The 24216-nt window shown below is 52.2% G+C and carries 24 protein-coding genes; 15 read left to right on the forward strand and 9 right to left on the reverse strand.

Features of this window, described 5'->3' with window-relative positions:
* Nucleotides 1-292: 292 nt before the first annotated feature.
* Nucleotides 293-1591: an MFS transporter gene (locus tag OGX99_RS14360; RefSeq protein WP_210904466.1), complete on the forward strand. Its 1299-nt coding sequence runs from the start codon at nt 293-295 to the stop codon at nt 1589-1591.
* On the opposite strand, the gene OGX99_RS14365 is transcribed toward OGX99_RS14360, so the two are convergent.
* The 5 genes from OGX99_RS14365 to trxC all read right to left on the reverse strand — a co-directional run bounded on the left by OGX99_RS14365 (nt 1588) and on the right by trxC (nt 7310).
* Nucleotides 1588-1911 (reverse strand): YfiM family lipoprotein, encoded by a 324-nt coding sequence (locus tag OGX99_RS14365; RefSeq protein ID WP_151224106.1) that lies wholly within the window; start codon nt 1909-1911, stop codon nt 1588-1590. The genes OGX99_RS14360 and OGX99_RS14365 overlap by 4 nt on opposite strands.
* Before the next feature lie 44 nt (nt 1912-1955).
* Nucleotides 1956-3311: a CDP-diacylglycerol--serine O-phosphatidyltransferase gene (pssA, locus tag OGX99_RS14370; protein WP_003835350.1), complete on the reverse strand. Its 1356-nt coding sequence runs from the start codon at nt 3309-3311 to the stop codon at nt 1956-1958.
* A 114-nt stretch (nt 3312-3425) separates the two neighbouring features.
* Nucleotides 3426-6086 (reverse strand): bifunctional acetate--CoA ligase family protein/GNAT family N-acetyltransferase, encoded by a 2661-nt coding sequence (locus OGX99_RS14380; protein ID WP_286538849.1) that lies wholly within the window; start codon nt 6084-6086, stop codon nt 3426-3428.
* A gap of 36 nt (nt 6087-6122) precedes the next feature.
* The gene (gene tapT, locus OGX99_RS14385) at nt 6123-6821 is read right to left on the reverse strand and encodes a tRNA-uridine aminocarboxypropyltransferase (RefSeq protein WP_151217695.1); all 699 of its coding nucleotides are present in this window, start codon (nt 6819-6821) and stop codon (nt 6123-6125) included.
* 69 nt (nt 6822-6890) lie between these two features.
* Nucleotides 6891-7310, reverse strand: a complete 420-nt coding sequence (gene trxC, locus OGX99_RS14390; protein WP_003037559.1) for a thioredoxin TrxC — start codon at nt 7308-7310, stop codon at nt 6891-6893.
* A 207-nt stretch (nt 7311-7517) separates the two neighbouring features.
* On the opposite strand from trxC, the gene OGX99_RS14395 reads away from it, so the two are divergent.
* Nucleotides 7518-8597: a tRNA/rRNA methyltransferase gene (locus tag OGX99_RS14395; protein ID WP_151217694.1), complete on the forward strand. Its 1080-nt coding sequence runs from the start codon at nt 7518-7520 to the stop codon at nt 8595-8597.
* A gap of 33 nt (nt 8598-8630) precedes the next feature.
* Here OGX99_RS14395 and ung read toward each other — a convergent pair whose 3' ends face one another.
* A complete protein-coding gene (gene ung / locus OGX99_RS14400; RefSeq protein WP_151224102.1) occupies nt 8631-9320 on the reverse strand; it encodes a uracil-DNA glycosylase in 690 nt (229 codons plus the stop codon).
* A 317-nt stretch (nt 9321-9637) separates the two neighbouring features.
* Between ung and grcA the strand changes: the two genes are divergently transcribed.
* On the forward strand, nt 9638-10021 hold the full coding sequence (gene grcA / locus OGX99_RS14405) for an autonomous glycyl radical cofactor GrcA (protein WP_003037563.1): 384 nt from the start codon (nt 9638-9640) through the stop codon (nt 10019-10021).
* A gap of 79 nt (nt 10022-10100) precedes the next feature.
* Here the strand turns inward: grcA and eamB are convergent, their stop codons facing one another.
* On the reverse strand, nt 10101-10688 hold the full coding sequence (gene eamB / locus OGX99_RS14410; protein ID WP_151217692.1) for a cysteine/O-acetylserine transporter: 588 nt from the start codon (nt 10686-10688) through the stop codon (nt 10101-10103).
* A 102-nt stretch (nt 10689-10790) separates the two neighbouring features.
* On the opposite strand from eamB, the gene OGX99_RS14415 reads away from it, so the two are divergent.
* Nucleotides 10791-11687 (forward strand): LysR family transcriptional regulator, encoded by an 897-nt coding sequence (locus OGX99_RS14415; protein ID WP_286543993.1) that lies wholly within the window; start codon nt 10791-10793, stop codon nt 11685-11687.
* Between the two features lie 16 nt (nt 11688-11703).
* Here OGX99_RS14415 and srmB read toward each other — a convergent pair whose 3' ends face one another.
* Nucleotides 11704-13032, reverse strand: a complete 1329-nt coding sequence (gene srmB / locus OGX99_RS14420; RefSeq protein ID WP_187253575.1) for an ATP-dependent RNA helicase SrmB — start codon at nt 13030-13032, stop codon at nt 11704-11706.
* 130 nt (nt 13033-13162) lie between these two features.
* Between srmB and trmN the strand changes: the two genes are divergently transcribed.
* Nucleotides 13163-13900, forward strand: a complete 738-nt coding sequence (gene trmN, locus OGX99_RS14425; protein ID WP_210904469.1) for a tRNA(1)(Val) (adenine(37)-N(6))-methyltransferase TrmN — start codon at nt 13163-13165, stop codon at nt 13898-13900.
* Here trmN and nadB read toward each other — a convergent pair.
* The gene (nadB, locus tag OGX99_RS14430) at nt 13885-15507 is read right to left on the reverse strand and encodes an L-aspartate oxidase (RefSeq protein WP_151217690.1); all 1623 of its coding nucleotides are present in this window, start codon (nt 15505-15507) and stop codon (nt 13885-13887) included. The two genes, trmN and nadB, sit on opposite strands and share 16 nt — an antisense overlap.
* Nucleotides 15508-15769: 262 nt before the next feature.
* On the opposite strand from nadB, the gene rseD reads away from it, so the two are divergent.
* From rseD to recO, 10 genes are all read left to right on the forward strand, one after another.
* Nucleotides 15770-15934: a rpoE leader peptide RseD gene (gene rseD, locus OGX99_RS14435; protein WP_151217689.1), complete on the forward strand. Its 165-nt coding sequence runs from the start codon at nt 15770-15772 to the stop codon at nt 15932-15934.
* Nucleotides 15931-16506 (forward strand): RNA polymerase sigma factor RpoE, encoded by a 576-nt coding sequence (gene rpoE, locus OGX99_RS14440; RefSeq protein WP_003037573.1) that lies wholly within the window; start codon nt 15931-15933, stop codon nt 16504-16506. Before rseD ends, rpoE begins: the two co-directional genes overlap by 4 nt.
* 31 nt (nt 16507-16537) lie before the next feature.
* Nucleotides 16538-17188, forward strand: coding sequence for an anti-sigma-E factor RseA (gene rseA, locus OGX99_RS14445; protein ID WP_047501529.1), 651 nt, complete (start codon nt 16538-16540; stop codon nt 17186-17188).
* The gene (gene rseB / locus OGX99_RS14450; protein WP_151217688.1) at nt 17188-18144 is read left to right on the forward strand and encodes a sigma-E factor regulatory protein RseB; all 957 of its coding nucleotides are present in this window, start codon (nt 17188-17190) and stop codon (nt 18142-18144) included. The genes rseA and rseB overlap by 1 nt, the downstream gene beginning before the upstream one ends.
* Nucleotides 18141-18605: a SoxR-reducing system protein RseC gene (gene rseC, locus OGX99_RS14455; protein WP_187253573.1), complete on the forward strand. Its 465-nt coding sequence runs from the start codon at nt 18141-18143 to the stop codon at nt 18603-18605. Before rseB ends, rseC begins: the two co-directional genes overlap by 4 nt.
* Nucleotides 18606-18818: 213 nt before the next feature.
* Nucleotides 18819-20618, forward strand: a complete 1800-nt coding sequence (gene lepA / locus OGX99_RS14460) for a translation elongation factor 4 (RefSeq protein WP_003037577.1) — start codon at nt 18819-18821, stop codon at nt 20616-20618.
* A gap of 15 nt (nt 20619-20633) precedes the next feature.
* Nucleotides 20634-21608 carry a signal peptidase I gene (gene lepB / locus OGX99_RS14465; protein ID WP_042306654.1) on the forward strand — a complete coding sequence of 325 codons (975 nt, stop codon included), beginning with the start codon at nt 20634-20636 and terminating at the stop codon, nt 21606-21608.
* 269 nt (nt 21609-21877) lie between these two features.
* On the forward strand, nt 21878-22558 hold the full coding sequence (gene rnc / locus OGX99_RS14470; RefSeq protein ID WP_003037579.1) for a ribonuclease III: 681 nt from the start codon (nt 21878-21880) through the stop codon (nt 22556-22558).
* Nucleotides 22555-23460, forward strand: a complete 906-nt coding sequence (gene era, locus OGX99_RS14475) for a GTPase Era (RefSeq protein ID WP_151217686.1) — start codon at nt 22555-22557, stop codon at nt 23458-23460. Before rnc ends, era begins: the two co-directional genes overlap by 4 nt.
* A gap of 27 nt (nt 23461-23487) precedes the next feature.
* Nucleotides 23488-24216, forward strand: a complete 729-nt coding sequence (gene recO, locus OGX99_RS14480; RefSeq protein WP_286543999.1) for a DNA repair protein RecO — start codon at nt 23488-23490, stop codon at nt 24214-24216.

Below are 24216 nucleotides of genomic sequence, written 5' to 3' on the forward strand. Positions count from 1 at the left end.
CATCAAATAAAGTGAAGAAGCCCATCCTGCCGGATGGGCTTTTTTGCGTCTGTGCGCAGTGAAATCCGCCGGCTGCGGCGTGCCTGCCTTATCCGGCCCACAAAAGTCCGCACTATATCTGATCGATAACTCGGATCTATTCCTCGAACATATCTGAATCCTTTCTCTGCTAATTAAAACCGTGATCTTTCTCGCACAATAAAGCATAACAAATGTATAACATTTGATTCACCAAAAAATACACAACCATCATTGATAAATTCATGCGATTGTTGGCAGGGGTACAATTTTAATGGCTGATAGCAGTGTAACTGATAACGGGGCGCTGACAGACGGCGATACCCGTCGCCGTATATGGGCGATTGTCGGAGCATCATCAGGGAATCTGGTCGAATGGTTTGATTTCTATATTTATTCTTTCTGCTCTCTCTACTTTGCTCATATCTTTTTTCCATCTGGAAACACCACAACGCAACTCTTACAAACCGCCGGCGTTTTTGCTGCAGGTTTTCTGATGCGACCGATTGGCGGTTGGCTGTTTGGCCGCATCGCAGATAAGCATGGGCGTAAAAAATCTATGCTACTGTCCGTTTGTATGATGTGTATGGGATCGTTGGTGATCGCTTGTCTTCCGGGATATGAAACCATCGGCACATGGGCTCCTGCGCTATTGCTGCTGGCAAGACTCTTTCAGGGGCTGTCTGTCGGGGGGGAATACGGAACCAGTGCAACTTATATGAGTGAAGTGGCCGTTGAAGGTAAGAAAGGTTTTTATGCTTCATTCCAGTATGTGACGTTAATTGGCGGGCAGTTACTGGCATTGCTGGTTGTGGTCATATTACAGCAAACGTTAGAAGATTCAGCCCTAAGAGCGTGGGGGTGGCGTATTCCCTTTGCGCTGGGAGCCGTGCTGGCTATTGTTGCGCTATGGTTGCGTCGCCAGTTGGATGAAACCTCGAAACAGGATGTTCGCGCGCTGAAAGAAGCGGGATCTCTGAAAGGTCTGTGGCGTAATCGTAAAGCGTTTATCATGGTGCTTGGCTTTACCGCTGCTGGCTCGCTGTGTTTTTACACGTTCACAACCTACATGCAAAAATATTTGGTTAACACCGCCGGCATGCATGCCAACGTAGCCAGTGGGATTATGACAGCCGCGCTGTGCGTGTTTATGCTGGTGCAACCGCTGTTTGGTGCTCTGTCAGATAAGATTGGCAGACGTACTTCAATGCTGTGCTTCGGCGCGTTGGCCGCGATTTTTACTGTTCCCATTCTGACAGCATTGCAAAGCGTGACGTCCCCGTACATGGCGTTTACTCTGGTGATGTGTGCCTTGTTGATCGTGAGCTTCTATACATCAATCAGCGGTATTCTGAAGGCTGAAATGTTCCCAGCGCAGGTGCGCGCTCTGGGGGTTGGGTTATCTTATGCGGTGGCTAATGCCCTGTTTGGTGGTTCAGCCGAATATGTTGCGTTATCCCTGAAGTCTGTCGGTATGGAAACGACATTCTTCTGGTACGTTACAGCGCTGGCAGTCGTCGCATTTTTGGTATCATTGATGCTGCATGGGAAGGGGAAAGGTCTGCGCCTCTAGTAATGTGCCAATTGCCAGACCGCATAGCCGGTAGACGCGCCAGCAACATCCCAGGCGAAGTCCTTCCAGCTCCAGCCACTCCCAGCGGGGCGGCTGTCCCACAGCTCTTTTGACGCGCCCAGGCTGACTGAAAACATCAGGCCGATAGCCGCACTGCGATCGCGGCCGTTGCCCTGATGTTGGGCATATTCGTTTCCGGCTGCGGCAAGCATGGCGGAGGCGATAAAGTGTTGAGCCTTGTCTTGCCCACTCCAGCGGTCGTTAGCCATGTGGCTGCAGCCAGAAATGACCAGGATACTGGTAAGAATCAACAGACGCACCGTGGCCTCCATAGGAAAAACCCCGTCACTGGACGGGGTCTTGGTTACAGAATACGGCTAATTAATCTGTCGATACGAATACGGCGTAGTCGACGGATGAGCTTACGTACTTTGACTGGATAGTCGGCAATGCTCTGCAGGTCGCGATAGTGCTTAACGACGGTGGTATGCGTGCGGATGAGCTCCAGCTCTTTATCGCGCTGGGGAGTCAGCTCTTGCTTAGGATCGTGGATAAGAATGGCGTTTTCCAGATCCAGACGCCAGGCGCGAGGGTTAAGGTTGTTGCCAGTCAGCAGCATCCATTTATCATCAACCCACATGCCTTTCAGATGATAAGTGTTGTCATCATCTTTCCATAAGCGCACGACCAGCTGGTCGGTATTCACGTAATACTGCAGTCTGCTCAGGAAACGGCGTAGGTTAATTTCATACAGATAAGGTAGCGCGCCGATGATCTTAAATGGCTCATCTTCGGGAATGAAAAAGTCGTTGGCGGTTTTATCACCGACAATAATTTCGACCTTTTTCCCTTCACGCAGCAGCTGAATGATATTGCGCACCAGTATAGCTGGCAGGTTGAAATAAGGGGTACAGATTGTCAGCTTGTGCTCCGCGCAGGGCATAAGGTGGAAAATGGTCTTATTTAACAGACTGGATTTTCCAAGGCCCACCAGAGGCGTAACCGAAAGCTGTTCATTATCCGCATCCCCCTGAAAATGGAATGACGCATCACGCAGTTCCTGACGGTACAGGCGGATGTCATTTTTAATTTCCGGGCTTTTAGGGCGATTGATATCATCAAGGCGATTAACGCCACGACCGTTCATCAGGTTCTGCGTAACCCAATCGAACATAATATCGGCCATTTGTGCGTTGCGAATCAACTGATAACGGTCATAGCGATATTTATCATGCTGATGCAGATAAACATCGTTCAGACTGGCCCCGCTGTACAGGACGCTATCATCGATGATAAAGCCTTTGAAATGCAGGACGCCAAGCGCTTCGCGGGTGTTAATCGGAACGCCGTAGACAGGGATATCAATACCCGGATTTTCCTGCGCCATTCGGCAATACCAGTCAGCGTTGGTATTCGATGCCGCGGCACCAATACGTCCACGCTGGGCTCGGTGCCAGTCGACAAGCACCCGTACATCCAGCTCTGGACGCTGCCGTTTTGCCGCATAGAGCGCGTCGAGAATGCCTTTGCCACCGTCATCCTGTTCCAGGTACAGCGCAATAATGCAGATCCGTCGCGTCGCGCTGGCTATTTTTTCCAGCAGAGTCTCCCTGAAATTAGCGGGAGCATAAAAGAAATCTACATCATCAACTGACTGAGAAATCTTGGGTAGTTGGGCAAGGTGTTGTTGATGTTTATTACGCTTAAATTTTGACAACATCACAGTGCATTTCTTCTCTGTTCATTGGAGGGTCCTCTGTGCTATGCAGACGACATAAGCGGGCAATGATACCACCAGTACCCATTAATGTGGTCAACATTTCCAGTACCTTACTCACGATTCCTCGAATTGGGCCAGATCAAGCGTTAGCCCAACAATTCCCTCTTCGAGTTGGACGTCAACGACAAACCCGAGTTTTCGGGCCAGGGCGACCATCCCACGATTGTTTGGCATCGTAATACCATTCAAACGTATAAGTCCGTGATCTCGGGTATATGAAATTAACTTTTCCATCAACCGACGACCCAGCCCGAGCCCTTTGAGATCTGAACGTACCAGCACGGCAAACTCGGCGTCAACGTTATCAGGATCCGAGATTGCCCTCGTTACGCCGAGGATCTCTTGCTGATTATCTTTACAGCGTACTGCAACGAAGGCCATTTCCCGATCGTAGTCGATCTGCGTCATATTGGCTAAATCTTCATGGGTAAATTCGTTGATCTCACTGAAATAGCGATAATAAAGATCTTCTTTGGTTACCTGAGATATGAACTGCTGCAGATGAGGTTCGTCCTCCGGTAAAATGGGACGGAACAGGCAGCGTTCCCCGTTTTTCAACTCCACCCATTCTTCAAGCTGATGGGGGTAGGGACGGACAGCCAGTCGGCTTTCGTTGTCCCCCGTAAAAGGGGCAATGTCCAGTGTGACATCCAGGGCGGTAAATTCACCGGCGGAGGCCAGCAGCGGATGAATATCCAGCCGCTGAATTTCCGGACAATCGACGATCAGGTTGGAGACCTGCACCAGAAGCTGGCTTAACCCGGCGATATCCAGCGGGCGTAGTGCGCTGCGAGCGCGGATCTTTTTATTTTTGATTCCCTGGATAACCAGATAACGTGCCAGATTCATGTTCAATGGCGGCAAGGCCACCACGGCTTGCTCTTCTGGTCGCCACTCAACTCCGCCTTCGCCCAGCATAATCAACGGGCCAAATACCGGGTCGTGTTCAACGACAACGCGTAGCTCCTGAGCGCCAGCGCGATTTGCCATACTTTGTACTAATAAACCGTGAATGCGTGCCTGCGGCCAGGCCATTTTCACCCGATCAAAAATCGCATTGGCTGCCTGCTGCACCTCTGTTGCTGTACGCAGGTAGAGCATTACCCCCTGAACTTCCGATTTATGCGGGATATCAGGAGAACGCAGCTTGAGCGCCACTGGGTAGCCGATTTGCTCCGCGATGTGTACGGCCTCTGCACTGTCGCTGGCGATCCATGTCGGCAGTGTGTGTAAGCCATAGGCCTGTAAAATTGGCTGCACTTCATGGGTATCCAGCGACGTTGCGCCTTCTGCAATCGCCTGTTGTAACAGATTATGCGCTTCGGCGGTGTTGGTGGTCAGATTGTCGGGCAGCGCAGGCGTTTCACGCAGTTGCTTCTGGTTGCGCCGGTACTCCACCATATGCATAAACGCCGTGATGGTGCCTTCTGGCGTGCGGTAGGTTGGTAATCCGGCTTCGCTAAACAGTCTGCGTGCTTCCTGTGAGGAAAACTCTCCGCACCAGTTGGTCAGCAACGAGACGAACTTGCCGCGCGGATGATGCTTTACTGCTTCGATCAACGCTTGCGCGCTTTCGGTTCCTGGGGCGGCTGCGCTGGGTGAGTGAATCACCATTAGCGCGTCGAAATCCTGGCTGGCAAGCAAAATATCCACTGTCTTAACATAGTGCTCGCTGCTGGCGTCGTCCCGCAGATCCAGCGGGTTGGCGATGTCAACGTGTTCAGGTAACGCATCGCGTAATTTCTGGCAGGTATCTTCACTCAATGTCGCCAGCTTGCCATTTTTTGACCACAGTTCATCTAATGCCAGTGCGGCAGGCGCGGCTCCATTGCTAATGATCATCAGCCTGTCGCCACGCAGCGGGCGCATGTGGCTCAGGGTTTCCACTGCTGAGAACAGCTCGTGAGTGTCTTGTACGCGTAATAAACCGGCGCGCTGAATAGCTGCATCCCACGCCGGATCCATCCCTGCGCTGGTATGCAGCAGGCGCTGAGCCGCCGGACTGCGACCACTTTTGATCACCAAAATGGGTTTGTTGCGCGACGCGCTACGTGCGGCGGAGACAAAGCGGCGGGCATCGCTTAAATGTTCGAGATACAGCAAGATCGCACTGGTTTTGCTGTCGCGGGCAAGGTAATCAAGCAACTCATCAACGTCGATATCCAGGCTGTCACCCAGCGCGATAAACCAGGAAAAACCCATGTCGCGCTGCTGTGCCCAGTCCAGAATGGTGTTAGAAATCGCCGCCGACTGGGAAATAAATGCCAGCTTACCGCGCTTGATGGGGACGGGGGAAAAGCTGGCGTTAAGCCCCTGCCAGGGCGCGAGAAGCCCCAGACTGTTGGGACCCAACAGACGTATGTTGTAGCGTGAAGCGCAGGCCAGCAGCTCCGCGTGTTGCGTCGTGGGAGCCGAGAGAATAATGCAGGTTTTACAGCCTTTCTCGCCAAGCGCTTCGAGCAACGTCAGGTTGCGGCTGGCATTGGTGCACAACACGGCGAGATCGGGGCTAAAAGGCAGGCTGCTGATATTGGGCCAGGCCAGTACGCCCAACACCGCTTTCCAGGCGGGAGTCACAGGTAAAACAGGTCCGTTGAAACCACCTGCAAGCAGATTACGCATCATCAGGTAACCCGCGCGATTAGGCTTCATTGACGCCCCAATCACCGCAATAGATTTCGGTCGCAGGAGTGCTTCCAGACCACGCTGACTCATATCGGCTTCCTTAATGACACCAGTGACCGAATGATTTTAAACGCTTTCTGGCGAGTCTGCTGTGACGCTTCCCTGATGTTGCGTTTTTCCTGCCAGGTAGCGTGTTTTAAAACGCGTGAAGTGCTCACCTAATCCTTCGGCTGCCTGCGTATCGCCTGCCAGATCCAGTAAAGCGATTGCCACTTCGGCAGTGCAATATTGCCCCTCGGCATGAACTTCGCGCAGATGGTAAGCGGAAAGGCGTGACAAATCGACGGAGATCACCGGCAGGTTATCAAGGTACGGGCTTTTGCGAAACATTTTGCGTGCCTCAGGCCAGGTGCCGTCGAGCATGATAAACAATGGGGGCTTACCGGCTGGTGGCGTGAAAATCACTTCACGCTCTTCACCCGCATAGGAGGCCGGGAATACAACCATCGGCTGGTAATCCGGATTTTTCACCAGTTCCAGCAGCGCCTGCGGTGGCTCGGTACGTGACCACTGAAAAGCCGTTGTTTCGGGGAGGATATCGGCAATTAAACGCCCGGTATTGCTGGGTTTCATCGGTTCAGTATCAAACATCACCAGGCAAAAACGGCTTTTCGCCTGAGCTGGTGTCAGCGTTTCACACAGGCACAGTTTCAGCGGTAGCAGGCAGCGCTGACAGCGACGGATGCGATTACCTCGGGCAAGAAAAGGGCGCGTGGCGCGCGCAAGACGCTCGGCACGTAACTGGAGAACGGCGTTATTGGTCATGGGGAAGCACGTTGAAAAATACTATTGTCTCAAAGGACAAAACGGGGCACAAGATGTGCCCCGCAGAGTTTATAATGATTCGTTAAGCCAGCTATCAAACGGGGCCTTAGGTACGGCACCATTAAGCATGTCGACGATTTCACCTTTTCTGAAGATCATGATGGTCGGAATGCTGCGGATACCGAAGCGGGCGCTGAGCTCACGTTCGGCTTCCGTATTCACTTTCACAAAACGTACTTTACCGCTACGCTCTTCCGCGACATCTTCAAAAATTGGGGCGAAGTTGCGGCATGGACCACACCAGGGGGCCCAAAAATCAACCACCACCGGGAGATCGTCTTTTAACAGTTTATCCAGTGTTTCACCGGTCGCATTGATCACCTCCCCATCAAACAGATCGTGACCACAGCGTCCGCATTTAGCCGCTTCCTGGACACGATCGTCGGGGATGCGGTTGATAGCCTGGCAGCTGGTACAAACGGTATTCATAACTAACCTCTGGATGAGTGGAGTGGACTTCCCGGCAGTAATGCCAGTATGTTTCTATTATGTTACATATTATCAGGGAGTCTGTTCTAAACAACAATGCGTTTTATTCAATGAGTACAATAGTCCTTAGCTTTTAAATGAAATAATGGCTAACGACGTGCACATCGGGTAATCTGCGCGCTTCGCGCAGAGCAGGTGGAGAAAAACATGAGCGACGAACTGAAGAACAAAAACGGCAAGGTCAAAGTGATGTACGTCCGCAGTGACGATGACTCGGACAAACGCACCCAAAATCCACGTACTGGTAAAGGCGGCGGTCGCCCCGGTACTTCCCGAGCCGAAGGCGGTCGTCGCCCTGCCCGTGATGACAGAAAGGGTCCGAACAGCGAACGAGGCCGTGAACGTGGCCGTGACCGCGATGTAGAACGCGACCGCAGACGTGAAGATTCACCATGGCGTACCGTGTCCCGCGCACCGAGTGATGATGCACCGGAAAAAGCCGATCACGGCGGTATCAGCGGCAAAAGCTTTATCGATCCGGAAGTATTACGTCGCCAGCGCGCGGAAGAAACGCGCGTTTACGGTGAGAATGCCTGCCAGGCTCTGTTCCAGAGTCGTCCGGACGCTATCGTCCGCGCCTGGTTTGTTCAGAGCGTAACCCCGCGTTTTAAAGAAGCATTACGCTGGATGGCGGCAAACCGCAAAGCCTACCACGTGGTTGACGAAGCCGAACTGGCGAAAGCTTCCGGCACTGAACACCATGGTGGCGTCTGTTTCCTGATCAAAAAACGTAACGGTACTACCGTTAAGCAGTGGGTGAGTCAGGCGGGGGCGCAGGATTGCGTACTGGCGCTGGAAGACATCGCCAACCCGCATAACCTGGGCGGCATGATGCGTAGCTGTGCGCACTTTGGTGTGAAAGGCGTGGTGGTGCAGGATGCGGCGCTGCTGGAATCGGGTGCGGCTATCCGTACTGCTGAAGGTGGAGCAGAGCACGTTCAGCCGATTACCGGTGACAGTATTGTCGATGTGCTGGACGATTTCCGTAACGCAGGTTACACGGTAGTGATGACCTCAAGCGTGAAAGGCAAACCGCTGTTTACGACCACGCTGCCGGAAAAAATGGTGCTGGTATTAGGGCGTGAGCGTGAAGCTCTGCCAGAAGCGGCATGTTCAGCCGACGACCTGTGCGTGGCGATTGACGGTACCGGCAAGGTAGAAACACTCAACGTTTCTGTCGCGACCGGCGTACTGCTCGCGGAATGGTGGCGTCAGAACAAAGCCTGATAATAAAAATGCCAGCGAATCGCTGGCATTTTTTTACTCGCTTTCTGCGGGTAATACCGGCATCCAGTCAATCGGTTTTTCACCTCGTTGTTCCAGCCATTTATTAGCCAGTACAAAGTGATTGCAACCAAAGAACCCGCGATGCGCAGAGAGCGGTGATGGGTGTGGCGCTTTCAACACATGGTGACGCTGCGCATCTATAATCGCGCCTTTCTTCTGTGCGTGAGAACCCCAGAGCAGGAAAACCACGCCTTCCCGATGTTGATTAATCAGGCTAATCACTTTATCGGTAAATGTTTCCCACCCGAGACTGGCATGCGAATGAGCCTGGCCGGCGCGGACGGTAAGCACGGTGTTGAGTAACAGTACGCCCTGGCGTGCCCAGCTTTCCAGATATCCGTGCGTGGGGCGGGTGAAGCCGGGAATTGTTGCTTCCAGCTCTTTGTACATGTTCAGCAACGAAGGCGGAGTGGCAATCCCCGGACGAACAGAGAACGCGAGACCGTGTGCCTGGCCTGGACCGTGGTAGGGGTCTTGTCCCAAAATGACGACTTTAACGTCGCCAAGTTCGGTAAAGCGAAATGCGTTAAATACATCTTTTTGCGGAGGGTAAATAGTCATACCCGACTGACGCTCGCCCGCTACTGTATGCAGCGTGTTAACAAAATAAGGCTGCTGTTTTTCTTCAGCCAGCACATCGTGCCAGGTTAATTCGGTGGCCATCTCGCTCTCCTGCGAATTTTCAATCCCTCTAGCTTAACTGCTTCTTTCGGCGTCGCAAAATTCTGTACGTTTCTCAAGGGGCTACCCCTTAAGGATAGTTGAAAATTTATGTAAAAAGTTTAGTGCCGAATATGGCGTAAGTTGATGTAAAACAATAAAATCCACCTATCACCACTTTTGATGTGTGGTTTTTGTTGATTTAAATCAAAGATTCAAGGGTGGGTGAGGGGTATATATACACTCAAGCAACAATGGTTTTACCAATTGGCCGGATGACGGCCAACCGAGATCAAATAATTTTGCCGGGGAGGCATCAAATGATTACAGGTATCCAGATTACTAAAGCTGCAAACGACGACCTGCTGAACTCTTTCTGGCTGCTGGACAGCGAAAAAGGCGAAGCACGCTGCATCGTTGCGAAAGCAGGTTTCAATGCCGATGAAGTCGTTGCCGTCAGCAAACTGGGTGAAATCGAATACCGTGAAGTACCGGTAGACGTACAGCCGGAAGTCCGTGTGGAAGGTGGTCAGCATCTGAACGTAAACGTTCTGCGTCGTGAAACGCTGGAAGATGCGGTTAAGCATCCGGAAAAATATCCGCAGCTGACCATTCGTGTTTCAGGTTATGCAGTGCGTTTCAACTCTCTGACTCCAGAGCAGCAGCGCGACGTTATTGCCCGTACCTTTACTGAGAGCCTGTAAGGTTCACGGGGAATAACCCCGTCCAGCAGAGAATCTATAAGCGGAAGATGCCAGTGCGTCTTCCGCTTTTTTATATCCGTTAGTAAAAAATCCTCACCGCACAATACACCAACAGTAATGCCAAAATGATATTCAGCTGCCGACCGTAACGGCGAAAGATGCGCTGAAAAAGATGGCCCGCCAGCGCCCAACAGGCATTCCCGAAGGTGCCGATAAGCGCCAGAAGAAGACTCACTCCAATCAACCACTGCGCGTCCTGCGTATACGGCAATACAAATGTGGATAACGCGGTAATGCCGTACAGAATAATTTTGACGTTAACAAACTGCAGGCCAAAACTCGCCCAGAAGCTAATGGGTTCTGACTGTAAACCATCGTTTGTCGCCGGGCTGGTGGCAATCTTCAGCGCCAGCCACAGAATATAAGCGGCTCCGGCCCAACTGAGCCAATGGATGATGGCCGGGTCTATATTCGCCAGCGAAAACGAAATCCCGGCGCACATCAGCATGACGATTAAAAAACCAAGACTCATTCCGGCCAGAACGCGCGTACTCTGACGAAAACCGTGTGACGTTGCGGCACTGAGCGCAAGGATGTTGTTTGGCCCGGGAGTTAACGCGGTAATCAATGTATAGGTCCAGAATGCACTTAAAAGGGTGGGGGTCACTTGTTATCTCCTCTGTTTTGGTAGACAGTACCCGAGATAAAACATTTAAAAAAATGAATGTTTTTGCATTCTGAGTTCGATATTTTCGATGGGTTGGTGCGGATGGATTTACGTCGGTTTATTACGCTAAAAACAGTGGTAGAAGAAGGTTCATTCCTGCGGGCTTCACAAAAGCTTTGCTGTACGCAGTCAACGGTTACCTTTCATATTCAACAGCTTGAGCAAGAACTCTCGGTGCAGCTGTTTGAAAAAATTGGTCGCCGGATGTGTCTTACCAGCGAAGGAAAACGGCTGATGCCGCATATACATGACCTGACGCGTGTGATGGCCTCAATTCGTCAGTCCGTACAACAGGATGCGCAGCCGAGCGGCGATCTGCGCGTCGCCACCGGTGAAACGTTGCTGGCATATAAAATGCCGCAGGTTTTACAGCGATTTAAACAACGCGCGCCCCATGTGCGGCTGTCCTTACAGTCGCTCAACTGTTATGTCATTCGCGATGCGCTACTCAGTGATGAGGTCGACCTGGGCGTATTTTATCGTGTAGGTAATGACGATGCCCTTGAGATGATGCCGCTTGGCGATCAGTCTCTGGTGTTAGTGGCTTCGCCGTTGCTTCAGCAGATTGATTTTACTCGACATAACCAGCACATTCCCTGCAGCTTTATCATTAATGAGCCGCAATGTATTTTCAGACAACGCTTCGAGGGGTTACTGCGTAAGCGTCAGATTACGCTGGAAAATACCATTGAGTTATGGAGTATTGAGAGCATCAAGCAGTGCGTATCGGCAAATCTTGGGGTCAGCTTTTTGCCGCATTTTGCCGTCGAGAAGGAACTACATTCAGGGGAATTGATTGAATTACCGTTTAGTAAACAGCCCGAGTTAATTACGGCATTGTGCGGCTATCATGCCGGGAAAGCCGTTAGTCCGGCGATGCGGGTGTTTATTGAGTGTATTGAAGAGAGCTTTGCGACGCATGAAAAAAAGCCGGGCTAAATGGCCCGGCATTCGGTTACTCTTTGTCGGATTGCTGGGGAACAGCTCCGCTCGGCTTACGACGTTTGCCGATATTTTTGGCGTCGCGGTGACGTTTCTTCACGCGCGGTTTCTCTTTTTCTTTGGCTTTTTGCTCGGCGCGCTTCGCCAGTACTTTCTTGGATGGCTTGCCGTTAGATTTCTCACTTGGCGCGCGCGTGGTTGGACGCAATTCGTCGATGACGCGTGCTTTCAGTGGCTCGTCAATATAGCGGCTCGCTTTGCCAAGCAGCAGGTGATCATGCGCTTCAACCAAAGAGATTGCAGTACCTTTACGGCCTGCACGACCGGTACGGCCAATGCGGTGCAGATAAGCATCGCCACTGCGCGGCATGTCGAAGTTAAACACATGGCTGACGTCAGGAATATCGATCCCACGAGCGGCAACGTCGGTGGCAACCAGCACATTCACACGACCATCAGTCAGGCGTTTGATCGCTTCATTGCGTTTGTTCTGCACCATCTCGCCTTCGAGGTAGCAGTTATTGATGCCCGCCTGGCGCAGCCAGCCTGCCAGCTCGTGCACACGCTCGCGTTTACGTACAAAGACAATCGAGCGGGTCGCTTCTGGCTGTTTTAACAGATGGATCAGCAGGGCAGTTTTGTGCTCGATGTCATCGGCACGGTAGTAAAACTGATGGATCTTCTTGCGTTCGCGGGTGGACGGATCCGCCGAAACTTCGACAGGATCTTCCAGCAGGCGCTCGGCAAAGTCTTTGATCGCATCGCCTTCCAGCGTGGCGGAAAACAGCATCGTTTGCTTGCGCCAACGGGTTTCACCCGCGATATGCTCAATGTCCTGGGCAAAGCCCATATCCAGCATACGGTCTGCTTCATCGAGGATCAGCGTCTCAACCGCATGGCAGTCGAAGTTCTCTTCTTTAATATATTGCAGCAGACGACCGGTGGTAGCGACCACGATGTCCTGGTTTTCGCTAAAGACTTCCATGTGGTTCATGTAAGCCACGCCCCCAGTAATAGTCGCGATATCCAGATGTGTATTCTTCGCCAGTTCACGGGCATGTTCAGCAACCTGCATCGCCAGTTCACGCGTTGGCGTCAGAATTAAAATGCGTGGCGGACCCGATTTTTTGCGCGGGAAGTCGAGCAGGTGCTGCAACGCTGGCAGCAAATATGCCGCCGTTTTACCGGTGCCTGTCGGCGCAGAACCGAGTACATCACGGCCATCGAGCGCAGGCGGTATGGCGGCAGCCTGAATGGCGGTCGGGCGAGTGAAACCTTTTTCCTGGAGGGCATCCAGAAGGCTTTCATCGAGTTCAAGTTCGGAAAAAGTCGTTACAGTCATGTTCTACCTCTGAGTGGGGCGCTGATTATAGACGTTACGGCTGCAATCTTCATCTGTTTGTATGGATATACCTTCTCAGGTATTGTTTTTATCCTATGTTATCGTTTTTTTTCCAGGAAGGTTGTTCTTCATGCCCCAGTCTACATCCGTACTTAGACGTAATGGATTTACTTTTAAGCAGTTTTTTGTGGCACACGATCGTTGTGCAATGAAAGTCGGAACGGACGGCATTTTATTGGGGGCCTGGGCGCCCGTTGCTGGTGTTAAACGAATCCTGGACATTGGTACCGGGAGCGGTCTGTTGGCGCTGATGCTGGCCCAACGTACTGATGAAAACGTCATCATTGACGCCGTAGAGCTCGACGTTGACGCCGCGCAGCAGGCGCAGGAGAACATCGCGCAATCTCCGTGGATGCATCGTATGAACGTGCATACGGAAGATGCCCAACAGTGGATACCGCGCCAGACCGTGCGTTTTGATTTGATCATCAGCAATCCTCCCTATTATGAACAGGGCGTGGAATGTGCTACGCCGCAGCGCGAGCAAGCACGCTACACCACCACGCTCGATCATCAAGCATTGCTTACGCTGGCGGCGGACAGCATTACGGAAGACGGTTTTTTTTGCGTGGTGCTACCGGAGGAGATTGGTAACGCATTTACTCAGCTGGCACTTGGCATGGGCTGGCACCTGCGATTGCGCACGGATGTAGCAGAAACCGAGGCCCGTCTACCGCATCGGGTATTGCTGGCATTCTCCCCGCAGGCCGGGGAGTGCTTTAGCGACAGACTGGTGATCCGTGGGCCAGACCAACGTTACTCTGAAGGTTACACGGCACTGACCCAGGCGTTCTATCTGTTTATGTGATGACTGAGCGGCGAGAGAATTGACGGGCCTGCCTCTGGAAGCTGTTCTGGATAATCCAGCGTGTAGTGCAGGCCCCGACTCTCTTTGCGCATCATCGCGCAGCGGACAATCAGCTCAGCAACTTGCACCAGATTGCGCAATTCCAGTAAGTTGTTCGACACACGGAAATGCGCATAATACTCGTCGATTTCCTGTTGCAGCATGGTGATACGGCGCAGGGCGCGTTCCAGACGTTTAGTGGTGCGCACAATACCGACGTAATCCCACATAAACAGCCGTAGCTCATGCCAGTTATGCTGAATGACAACCAGCTCATCCGGATTTTCTACCCGGCTTTCATCCCAGCCTGGGAGCGTGCTGACGCCGCGCGCATAAGGCATACGCCTGTCGATATCTTCCGCAGCGGACCAGCCGTAAACCAGGCACTCCAGTAATGAGTTCGACGCCATTCGGTTAGCACCATGCAGGCCGGTGTAACTCACTTCGCCAATTGCATATAGCCCGTCGACATCCGTACGACCAAAGTCATCCACCATCACCCCGCCGCAGGTATAGTGCGCGGCAGGAACAATGGGGACCGGCTCTTTGGTCAGATCAATACCCAGTCCCAGCAATTTTTCGTAAATCATTGGAAAATGCTGACGAACAAATTCTTCGGGCTTATGGCTGATGTCGAGGAACATACAGTCAGCGCCAAGGCGCTTCATTTCGTGGTCAATGGCGCGGGCGACAATATCTCTGGGAGCCAGTTCGCCACGCTCGTCAAAATCGGGCATAAAGCGTGAACCGTCCGGGCGCTTCAGGTGTGCGCCTTCGCCACGTAGCGCCTCGGTCAGCAGAAAATTGCGTGCCTGCGGGTGATACAGCGCCGTCGGGTGAAACTGGTTAAACTCCAGATTGGCGACACGGCATCCTGCACGCCAGGCCATCGCAATGCCGTCGCCCGAAGAAATATCCGGATTTGTGGTGTATTGATACACTTTTGATGCGCCACCGGTAGCCAACACTACTGACTTCGCATGGCAGGTCTCAACGGCTTCCTTATTACGGTTCCAGATCCAGGCTCCGACAACCCGACGCGTTCCCGGCAGACCGATTTTATCAGAGACAATCAGGTCGACGGCATTGCTGCGTTCGAGAACCCGGATGTTGGGATGATTTTGCGCCTGGCTGACGAGGGTGGTTTCAACTTCTTTGCCGGTGGCATCCGCCGCATGCAGAATGCGTCGATGGCTATGACCGCCTTCACGGGTCAGATGGTAACTCTCTTCACCGTTGGGCTGAACCTGCGTATCAAATAAGACACCCTGATCGATAAGCCACTGAACGCAGCTACGGGCATTACTGGCGACAAATTCCACCGCATGGCGATCGCACAGGCCGGCTCCGGCAATCAGCGTATCTTCAACGTGGGAGTCGATGCTGTCGGTTTCATCAAACACCGCGGCAATACCGCCCTGGGCGTAAAACGTTGAACCTTCGCTGACCGGACCTTTGCTCAGAACAATGACCTGATGTTTTTCCGCTAGCCGCAGCGCCAGCGAAAGTCCAGCAGCTCCGCTGCCAATGATCAGCACGTCACAGGATAATTCAGGAGTCGTATTCATGTTTTTTGTTTAATTTACTAAACAGTGTGTGGTCACCATAGCACCACATTGGGCGATACTGCACGTTTTATTTTTATATGTGTTGCAATGACTAAACATGATAGAAAAGCGTGACGAGGGTGAAATGAGCAAAAATATTTTGTGAAGCAGGCCGTTAGCATCAGATTATGTGATGAAATAAAGTGCCCGTTGGGTTACTCTGCTGGCGGTGAAATGGGCATTTCTTACAGATAGTGCGTTGATTGGGTTATGTAGACTTATAATGAGATATAAGACCTGTCTACAACATGACAAACAAAAAACAATGCGTAACGGAACTTTACGAAACTTGAGCACTCTAAGCATTTGCTTGCTCATAGTGAAGCTGATGGAGTGGCGTTTCGAAAGCGCGTGGAAATTTGGTTTGGGGAGACTTTACCTCGGATGAGCGAGCAGTTAACGGACCAGGTCCTGGTAGAACGGGTCCAAAAGGGAGACCAGAAAGCCTTTAACCTACTGGTAGTGCGCTATCAGCATAAGGTGGCGAGTCTGGTTTCTCGCTATGTACCGTCGGGTGATGTACCCGATGTCGTACAAGAAGCATTTATCAAGGCCTATCGTGCGCTGGACTCGTTCCGGGGGGATAGTGCTTTTTATACCTGGCTGTATCGTATTGCGGTCAATACAGCGAAGAATTACCTGGTCGCTCAGGGGCGTCGTCCACCTTCCAGTGATATAGATGCGATTGAAGCAGAAAATTACGAAAGTGGCGGTGCGCTGAAAGAAATTTCGAACCCTGAGAACTTAATGTTGTCAGAAGAACTGAGACAGATAGTTTTCCGGACTATTGAGTCCCTCCCGGAAGATTTACGCATGGCAATAACCTTGCGGGAGCTGGATGGCCTGAGCTATGAAGAGATAGCCGCTATCATGGATTGTCCGGTGGGTACGGTGCGTTCACGTATCTTCCGAGCGAGGGAAGCTATTGATAATAAAGTTCAACCGCTTATCAGGCGTTGACGATAGCGGGATACTGGAAAAGGTATTAGGCATGCAGAAAGAAAAACTTTCCGCTTTAATGGATGGCGAAACGCTGGATACTGAGTTGCTCAAAGAGCTGGCTCACGACCCGGAAATGCAAAAAACCTGGGAGAGTTATCACCTGATTCGCGATTCCATGCGAGGTGATACCGCCGACGTTCTCCATTTCGATATTTCCGCCCGCGTAATGGCCGCCATCCAGGATGAGCCAGTACGTCAGACGGTGCCATTGATTCCTGAGGCCCAGCCAGCACCGCACCAGTGGCAGAAAATGCCGTTCTGGAAGAAAATGCGTCCGTGGGCCGCGCAGCTTACTCAAATGGGTGTTGCCGCGTGTGTATCACTTGCAGTTATTGTTGGCGTCCAGCACTATAATGGGCAATCTGAAACGTCCCAGCAGCCCGAAACACCGGTATTTAATACATTACCGATGATGGGTAAAGCCAGTCCGGTAAGCCTGGGTGTACCTTCTGACGCGACGGCCAGCGGCGGTCAGCAACAGCAGGTACAGGAGCAGCGTCGTCGTATTAATGCCATGTTGCAGGATTACGAACTGCAACGTCGACTGCACTCTGAACAGCTTCAGTTTGAGCAGGCCCAAACACAGCAAGCCGCTGTACAGGTGCCAGGAATTCAAACTTTAGGAACGCAATCGCAGTAATGAAGCAACTTTGGTTTGCCATGTCACTTGTGGCTGGTAGCCTGTTCTTCTCTGTCAACGCCTCGGCCAATCCTGCGTCCGGGGCGTTGTTGCAGCAGATGAATCTGGCCAGCCAGTCGCTAACCTATGAGCTGTCATTTGTCAGCATCAATAAACAGGGTGTTGAATCCCTACGTTATCGCCATGCTCGCCTGGATAACCGTCCGCTAGCACAACTGTTGCAAATGGATGGGCCGCGCCGGGAAGTGGTGCAACGTGGCAATGAAATCAGCTATTTTGAGCCAGGTCTTGAACCGTTCACGTTGAATGGCGACTATATCGTTGACTCTCTGCCATCCCTGATTTATACCGACTTCAAACGTCTTGCTCCCTACTATGATTTTATCTCAGTAGGCCGCACCCGCATTGCCGACAGGCTCTGTGAAGTGATCCGCGTGGTAGCCCGAGACGGTACGCGTTACAGCTATATCGTCTGGATGGACACGGAGACCAAGCTGCCGATGCGTGTTGATCTTCTTGACCGTGATGGCGAAACGCTGGAACAGTTCCGCGTCATCGCCTTTACCGTAAACAACGGCGTCAGCGACAGCATGCAGACGCTGGCAAAGGCCAATCTGCCGCCGTTGCTGTCAGTTCCTGCGGGAGAGAAAACCAACTTTAACTGGAGTCCGTCGTGGTTGCCGCAAGGCTTCAGCGAAGTTTCCAGCAGTCGACGCCCGTTGCCGACGATGGATAACATGCCGATCGAATCGCGGCTTTATTCTGATGGCCTGTTTAGTTTTTCTGTGAACGTAAACCGTGCGACGCAAAACAGCGCCGAGCAGCTGCTGCGTACCGGGCGTAGGACGGTCAGCACCAGCGTGCGTGACAACGCGGAAATTACGATTGTGGGCGAGCTCCCACCACAAACGGCGAAGCGTATCGCGGACAATATCAAGTTCAGGGCAGCACAATGATTAAAGAGTGGGCGACAGTCGTCTCCTGGCAAGATGGCCTGGCGACGGTTAGCTGTGACGTTAAAGCATCATGTAGCAGCTGCGCTTCCCGGGCTGGATGTGGGAGTCGCGTGCTGAACAAACTTGGGCCACAGACCACACATACCATTGTGGTGCCGAGTGACGAACCCTTAACACCCGGACAAAAAGTTGAACTGGGCATTGCCGAGGGTAGCCTGTTGGGATCAGCGATGCTGGTCTATATGTCACCGTTAGCGGGACTTTTTCTTTTCGCGGCGTTGTTCCAGGTGCTGTTTGGTTCCGACCTTGCGGCGTTAAGCGGTGCGGTACTGGGTGGCGTGGGCGGATTCCTGATAGCCCGTGGATTCTCTCGTAAGCTTGCTGAGCGTGAAGCTTGGCAGCCGGTCATTCTGAACGTTGCTCTCCCGCCCGATCTCATTCGCATTGAAACCCAGCAGTGATACCTTTGCCGGAGGGGAGGTAACGCCATCCGGCAAAAGTTTCACCGACTTTGCGTAGTTGTTTCCAGTTCCCACTATCCTTGCTCTATGAACATTTCCTCGCCTCAGCGTTGTAGTGTAGAATGCGGCGTTTCACTTAAACAGACGTTAAGCTCAGAACAGCGACTTCTCAGAGCCTGCTCAGGCGGGCGTAAGGCACAATAATTACACTATATGAAGAACATACGTAACTTTTCAATCATAGCTCACATCGACCACGGTAAATCGACGCTGTCTGACCGTATTATCCAGATCTGCGGTGGCCTGTCTGACCGTGAAATGGAAGCGCAGGTTCTCGACTCGATGGATCTTGAGCGTGAGCGCGGTATTACTATCAAAGCGCAGAGCGTGACGCTCGATTTCAAAGCATCTGATGGTGAAACCTATCAGCTTAACTTTATCGACACCCCGGGCCACGTTGACTTCTCGTATGAAGTTTCCCGTTCGCTTGCCGCCTGTGAAGGCGCACTGCTGGTGGTTGACGCCGGACAGGGTGTCGAAGCGCAGACCCTGGCTAACTGCTATACCGCCATGGAAATGGATCTGGAAGTGGTGCCGGTTCTGAACAAAATCGACCTGCCAGCCGCCGATCCTGAGCGCGTAGCAGAAGAGATTGAAGACATCGTCGGCATCGACGCGACTGATGCGGTTCGCTGCTCGGCGAAAACCGGCGTGGGCGTGACCGACGTGCTGGAACGTCTGGTGCGCGACATTCCGCCGCCGGAAGGCGATCCGGAAGGTCCGCTGCAGGCGTTGATTATCGACTCCTGGTTCGATAACTACCTGGGCGTGGTTTCGCTGGTGCGTATTAAAAACGGCACCATGCGTAAAGGCGACAAAATTAAAGTGATGAGCACCGGTCAGGTCTACAATGCCGACCGTCTGGGGATCTTCACACCAAAACAGGTTGATCGTACCGAGCTGAAATGCGGCGAGGTAGGTTGGTTGGTGTGTGCAATCAAAGACATCCTCGGCGCACCGGTTGGCGATACCCTGACGCAGGCACGTAACCCGGCAGACAAACCGTTGCCAGGCTTTAAAAAAGTGAAGCCGCAGGTGTACGCTGGTCTGTTCCCGGTGAGCTCTGACGACTACGAAAACTTCCGTGACGCCCTCGGCAAGCTGAGCCTCAACGACGCCTCCCTGTTTTATGAACCGGAAAGCTCGACCGCGCTGGGCTTCGGCTTCCGTTGTGGCTTCCTTGGTCTGCTGCACATGGAGATCATTCAGGAACGTCTGGAGCGTGAATACGATCTGGATCTGATCACCACCGCGCCGACCGTAGTTTACGAAGTTGAAACTACGGCGAAAGAGACTATCTACGTCGATAGCCCGTCCAAGCTGCCGCCGCTGAACAACATCTACGAACTGCGTGAGCCGATCGCTGAGTGTCACATGCTGCTGCCGCAGGCTTACCTTGGCAACGTGATCACCCTGTGTATCGAGAAGCGCGGCGTTCAGACCAACATGGTTTACCACGGTAACCAGGTGGCGCTGACCTATGAAATCCCGATGGCGGAAGTGGTACTCGACTTTTTCGACCGTCTGAAGTCGACTTCTCGCGGCTATGCGTCGCTGGACTATAACTTTAAACGATTCCAGGCGTCTGACATGGTGCGCGTTGATGTCCTCATCAACAACGAACGTGTCGATGCGCTGGCGCTAATCACCCACCGCGACAATTCCCAGAGCCGTGGCCGCGAACTGGTTGAGAAGATGAAAGATCTGATCCCTCGCCAGCAGTTTGATATCGCGATTCAGGCAGCCATTGGTACGCACATCATTGCGCGTTCAACGGTTAAGCAGCTGCGTAAAAACGTTCTGGCGAAATGCTACGGTGGCGATATCAGTCGTAAGAAAAAGCTGCTGCAAAAACAGAAAGAGGGTAAAAAGCGCATGAAGCAGATCGGTAACGTCGAACTGCCGCAGGAAGCCTTCCTCGCCATTCTGCATGTCGGTAAAGACAGCAAATAACCTTAAGGAGTTGGCATGGCGAACATGTTTGCCCTGATTCTGGTGATTGCCACACTGGTGACGGGCATTTTGTGGTGCGTAGATAAATTCATCTTCGCACCAAAGCGCCGGGAGCGTCAGGCAGCAGCGCAAGCTGCTGCAGGTGATTCACTGGATAAAGCAACGCTAAAAAAAGTAGCCCCTAAACCGGGCTGGCTGGAAACTGGAGCATCCGTTTTCCCGGTACTGGCGATTGTGCTGGTGGTACGTTCATTTATTTATGAGCCGTTCCAGATCCCGTCAGGTTCGATGATGCCGACGCTGCTTATCGGGGACTTTATCCTGGTGGAGAAATTCGCCTATGGGATTAAAGATCCTATTTACCAGAAAACGTTGATCGAAACTGGCCATCCGAAACGCGGTGATATCGTGGTGTTTAAATACCCGGAAGATCCGCGTCTGGACTACATCAAACGCGCTGTCGGTTTACCGGGAGACAAAGTGACCTACGATCCGGTGGCGAAAGAGGTCACGATTCAGCCAGGATGCAGTTCTGGTCAGGCGTGTGAAAACGCGCTGCCGGTGACGTATTCGGATGTTCAGCCAAGTGATTTCGTGCAGACCTTTGCCCGTCGTAACGGTGGGGAAGCGACCAGCGGCTTCTTTGAAGTTCCTCTGAATGAAACGAAAGAAAACGGTATTCGCCTCTCCGAGCGTAAAGAAACGCTGGGTGAGGTAACGCACCGCATTCTGACCGTGCCAATCGCGCAGGATCAGGTGGGAATGTATTACCGCCAGCCTGGCCAGCAACTGGCAACCTGGATCGTCCCTCCGGGACACTACTTCATGATGGGTGATAACCGTGACAACAGCGCGGACAGCCGTTACTGGGGATTTGTGCCGGAAGCGAACCTGGTGGGTAAAGCGACCGCTATCTGGATGAGTTTCGACAAGCAAGAAGGCGAATGGCCGACCGGTGTACGTTTAAGCCGTATTGGTGGTATTCACTAATCGCTGATAATCGTTCACGTTGTCGTCATTATGGCGGCAGCGTGAATTATTTCTCGGATAAATTCCCGCAGACTAACGACATCCCTTGTCGTTGTGTATAGAATATTCCCCCGAAGTTTTAGGTTGGCACCGACAGGTTGCCACGGCACACGAAACAGCGTTGGTTTGTATATAAATGCATTTAGCTAAAGCCAAATGGCTAAGCGAAGTGCGTATATCAGGTCTGTTTCGTGTGCTGAATTGTTGACGCATTCATTTATTGGTATCGCATGAACCCCATCGTAATTAATCGGCTTCAACGGAAGCTGGGCTACACTTTTAATCATCAGGAGCTGTTGCAGCAGGCATTGACTCACCGTAGCGCCAGCAGCAAACATAACGAGCGTTTAGAATTTTTAGGCGACTCTATTTTGAGCTTTGTTATCGCTAATGCGCTTTATCACCGTTTCCCGCGAGTGGACGAAGGTGATATGAGCCGCATGCGCGCAACGCTGGTTCGCGGCAATACGCTTGCTGAATTAGCCCGTGAGTTTGACCTCGGTGAATGTTTACGTTTGGGGCCTGGTGAGCTGAAAAGCGGCGGCTTCCGCCGTGAATCGATCCTGGCTGATACCGTTGAAGCTTTAATTGGCGGCGTCTTCCTCGACAGCGACATTCAAACCGTTGAGCAACTGATCCTGAACTGGTATCAGACTCGTCTGGATGAAATTAGCCCAGGCGATAAACAAAAAGATCCGAAAACGCGCCTGCAGGAATATTTGCAGGGTCGCCACCTGCCGCTGCCGTCTTATCTGGTGGTGCAGGTTCGTGGTGAAGCACACGATCAAGAATTTACTATCCACTGCCAGGTCAGCGGCCTGAGTGAACCGGTGGTTGGCACAGGTTCTAGCCGTCGTAAGGCTGAGCAGGCTGCCGCCGAACAGGCGTTGAAAAAACTGGAGCTGGAATGAGCATCGATACAACTTACTGCGGATTTATTGCCATCGTCGGTCGTCCGAACGTCGGCAAATCCACCCTGTTAAATAACCTGCTTGGGCAGAAGATTTCCATTACCTCACGTAAGGCTCAGACAACACGTCACCGTATTGTTGGCATCCATACTGAAGGCGCGTATCAGGCGATTTATGTTGATACCCCGGGCCTGCATATGGAAGAAAAACGGGCGATCAACCGCCTGATGAACAAAGCGGCGAGCAGCTCGATTGGTGATGTTGAACTGGTTATTTTCGTTGTGGAAGGCACCCGCTGGACGCCGGACGACGAAATGGTGCTTAACAAGCTGCGCGACGGTAAAGCCCCGGTTATTCTGGCTGTGAACAAAGTAGACAATGTTCAGGAAAAAGCCGATCTGCTGCCGCACCTGCAGTTCCTGGCAAGCCAGATGAATTTCCTCGATATCGTCCCGATCTCTGCCGAGACGGGTTTGAATGTGGATACCGTTGCGGACATCGTACGTAAGCATCTGCCGGAAGCTATTCATCACTTCCCGGAAGATTACATCACTGACCGTTCTCAGCGTTTTATGGCTTCTGAAATCATCCGTGAAAAGCTGATGCGTTTTCTGGGGGCTGAACTGCCGTATTCTGTCACCGTGGAGATTGAGCGTTTTATCTCTAACGAGCGCGGTGGCTACGATATTAACGGTCTGATCCTCGTTGAACGTGAAGGACAGAAGAAGATGGTTATTGGCAACAAAGGAGCCAAAATTAAAACCATCGGCATCGAAGCGCGTAAAGACATGCAGGAGATGTTCGAAGCGCCCGTTCACCTCGAACTGTGGGTGAAAGTGAAATCTGGCTGGGCCGATGACGAACGCGCGTTGCGTAGCCTCGGTTACGGCGACGACGTCTAAACCCATCTTCTGAAACACGGCGAGTATATGGAAGGATGGCAACGAGCCTTTGTCTTACATAGTCGCCCCTGGAGCGAAACCAGTCTCGTGCTGGACGTCTTCACGGAAGAGTCGGGTCGCGTGCGCCTGGTGGCTAAAGGCGCACGTTCCAAACGCTCCAATCTTAAAGGCGCACTCCAGCCTTTTACCCCGTTGTTGCTTCGCTTTGGTGGACGTGGAGAGGTCAAAACCCTACGTAGTGCTGAAGCCGTTTCTCTGGCACTCCCTCTTAGCGGTATCACGCTGTACAGCGGCTTGTATATCAACGAACTTATCTCCCACGTCCTTGAGTACGAGACCCGCTTTTCTGAACTCTTTTTCGATTATCTGAACTGTATTCAGGCGCTGGCTGGCGCCACAGGTTCGCCAGAACCCGCGCTGCGTCGTTTTGAGCTGGCTTTACTTGGACATTTGGGATACGGCGTCGATTTTACCCACTGTGCGGGCAGCGGCGAGCCGGTAGACGACACCATGACCTATCGTTACCGGGAAGAAAAAGGGTTTATTGCCAGCGTTGTTATTGATCACAACACTTTTACGGGACGCCATCTCAAAGCGCTTGAGTCGCGTGAATTTCCCGATGTCGATACGTTACGCGCCGCGAAACGCTTTACCCGCATGGCGTTAAAGCCGTATCTTGGTGGTAAGCCGTTAAAAAGCCGGGAACTGTTCCGGCAATTTATGCCAAAACGAGCAGTAAAAACAAATAATGATTAA

Source organism: Citrobacter sp. Cu096 (assembly GCF_030332285.1).
In the GTDB taxonomy this organism is placed as follows: domain Bacteria; phylum Pseudomonadota; class Gammaproteobacteria; order Enterobacterales; family Enterobacteriaceae; genus Citrobacter; species Citrobacter meridianamericanus.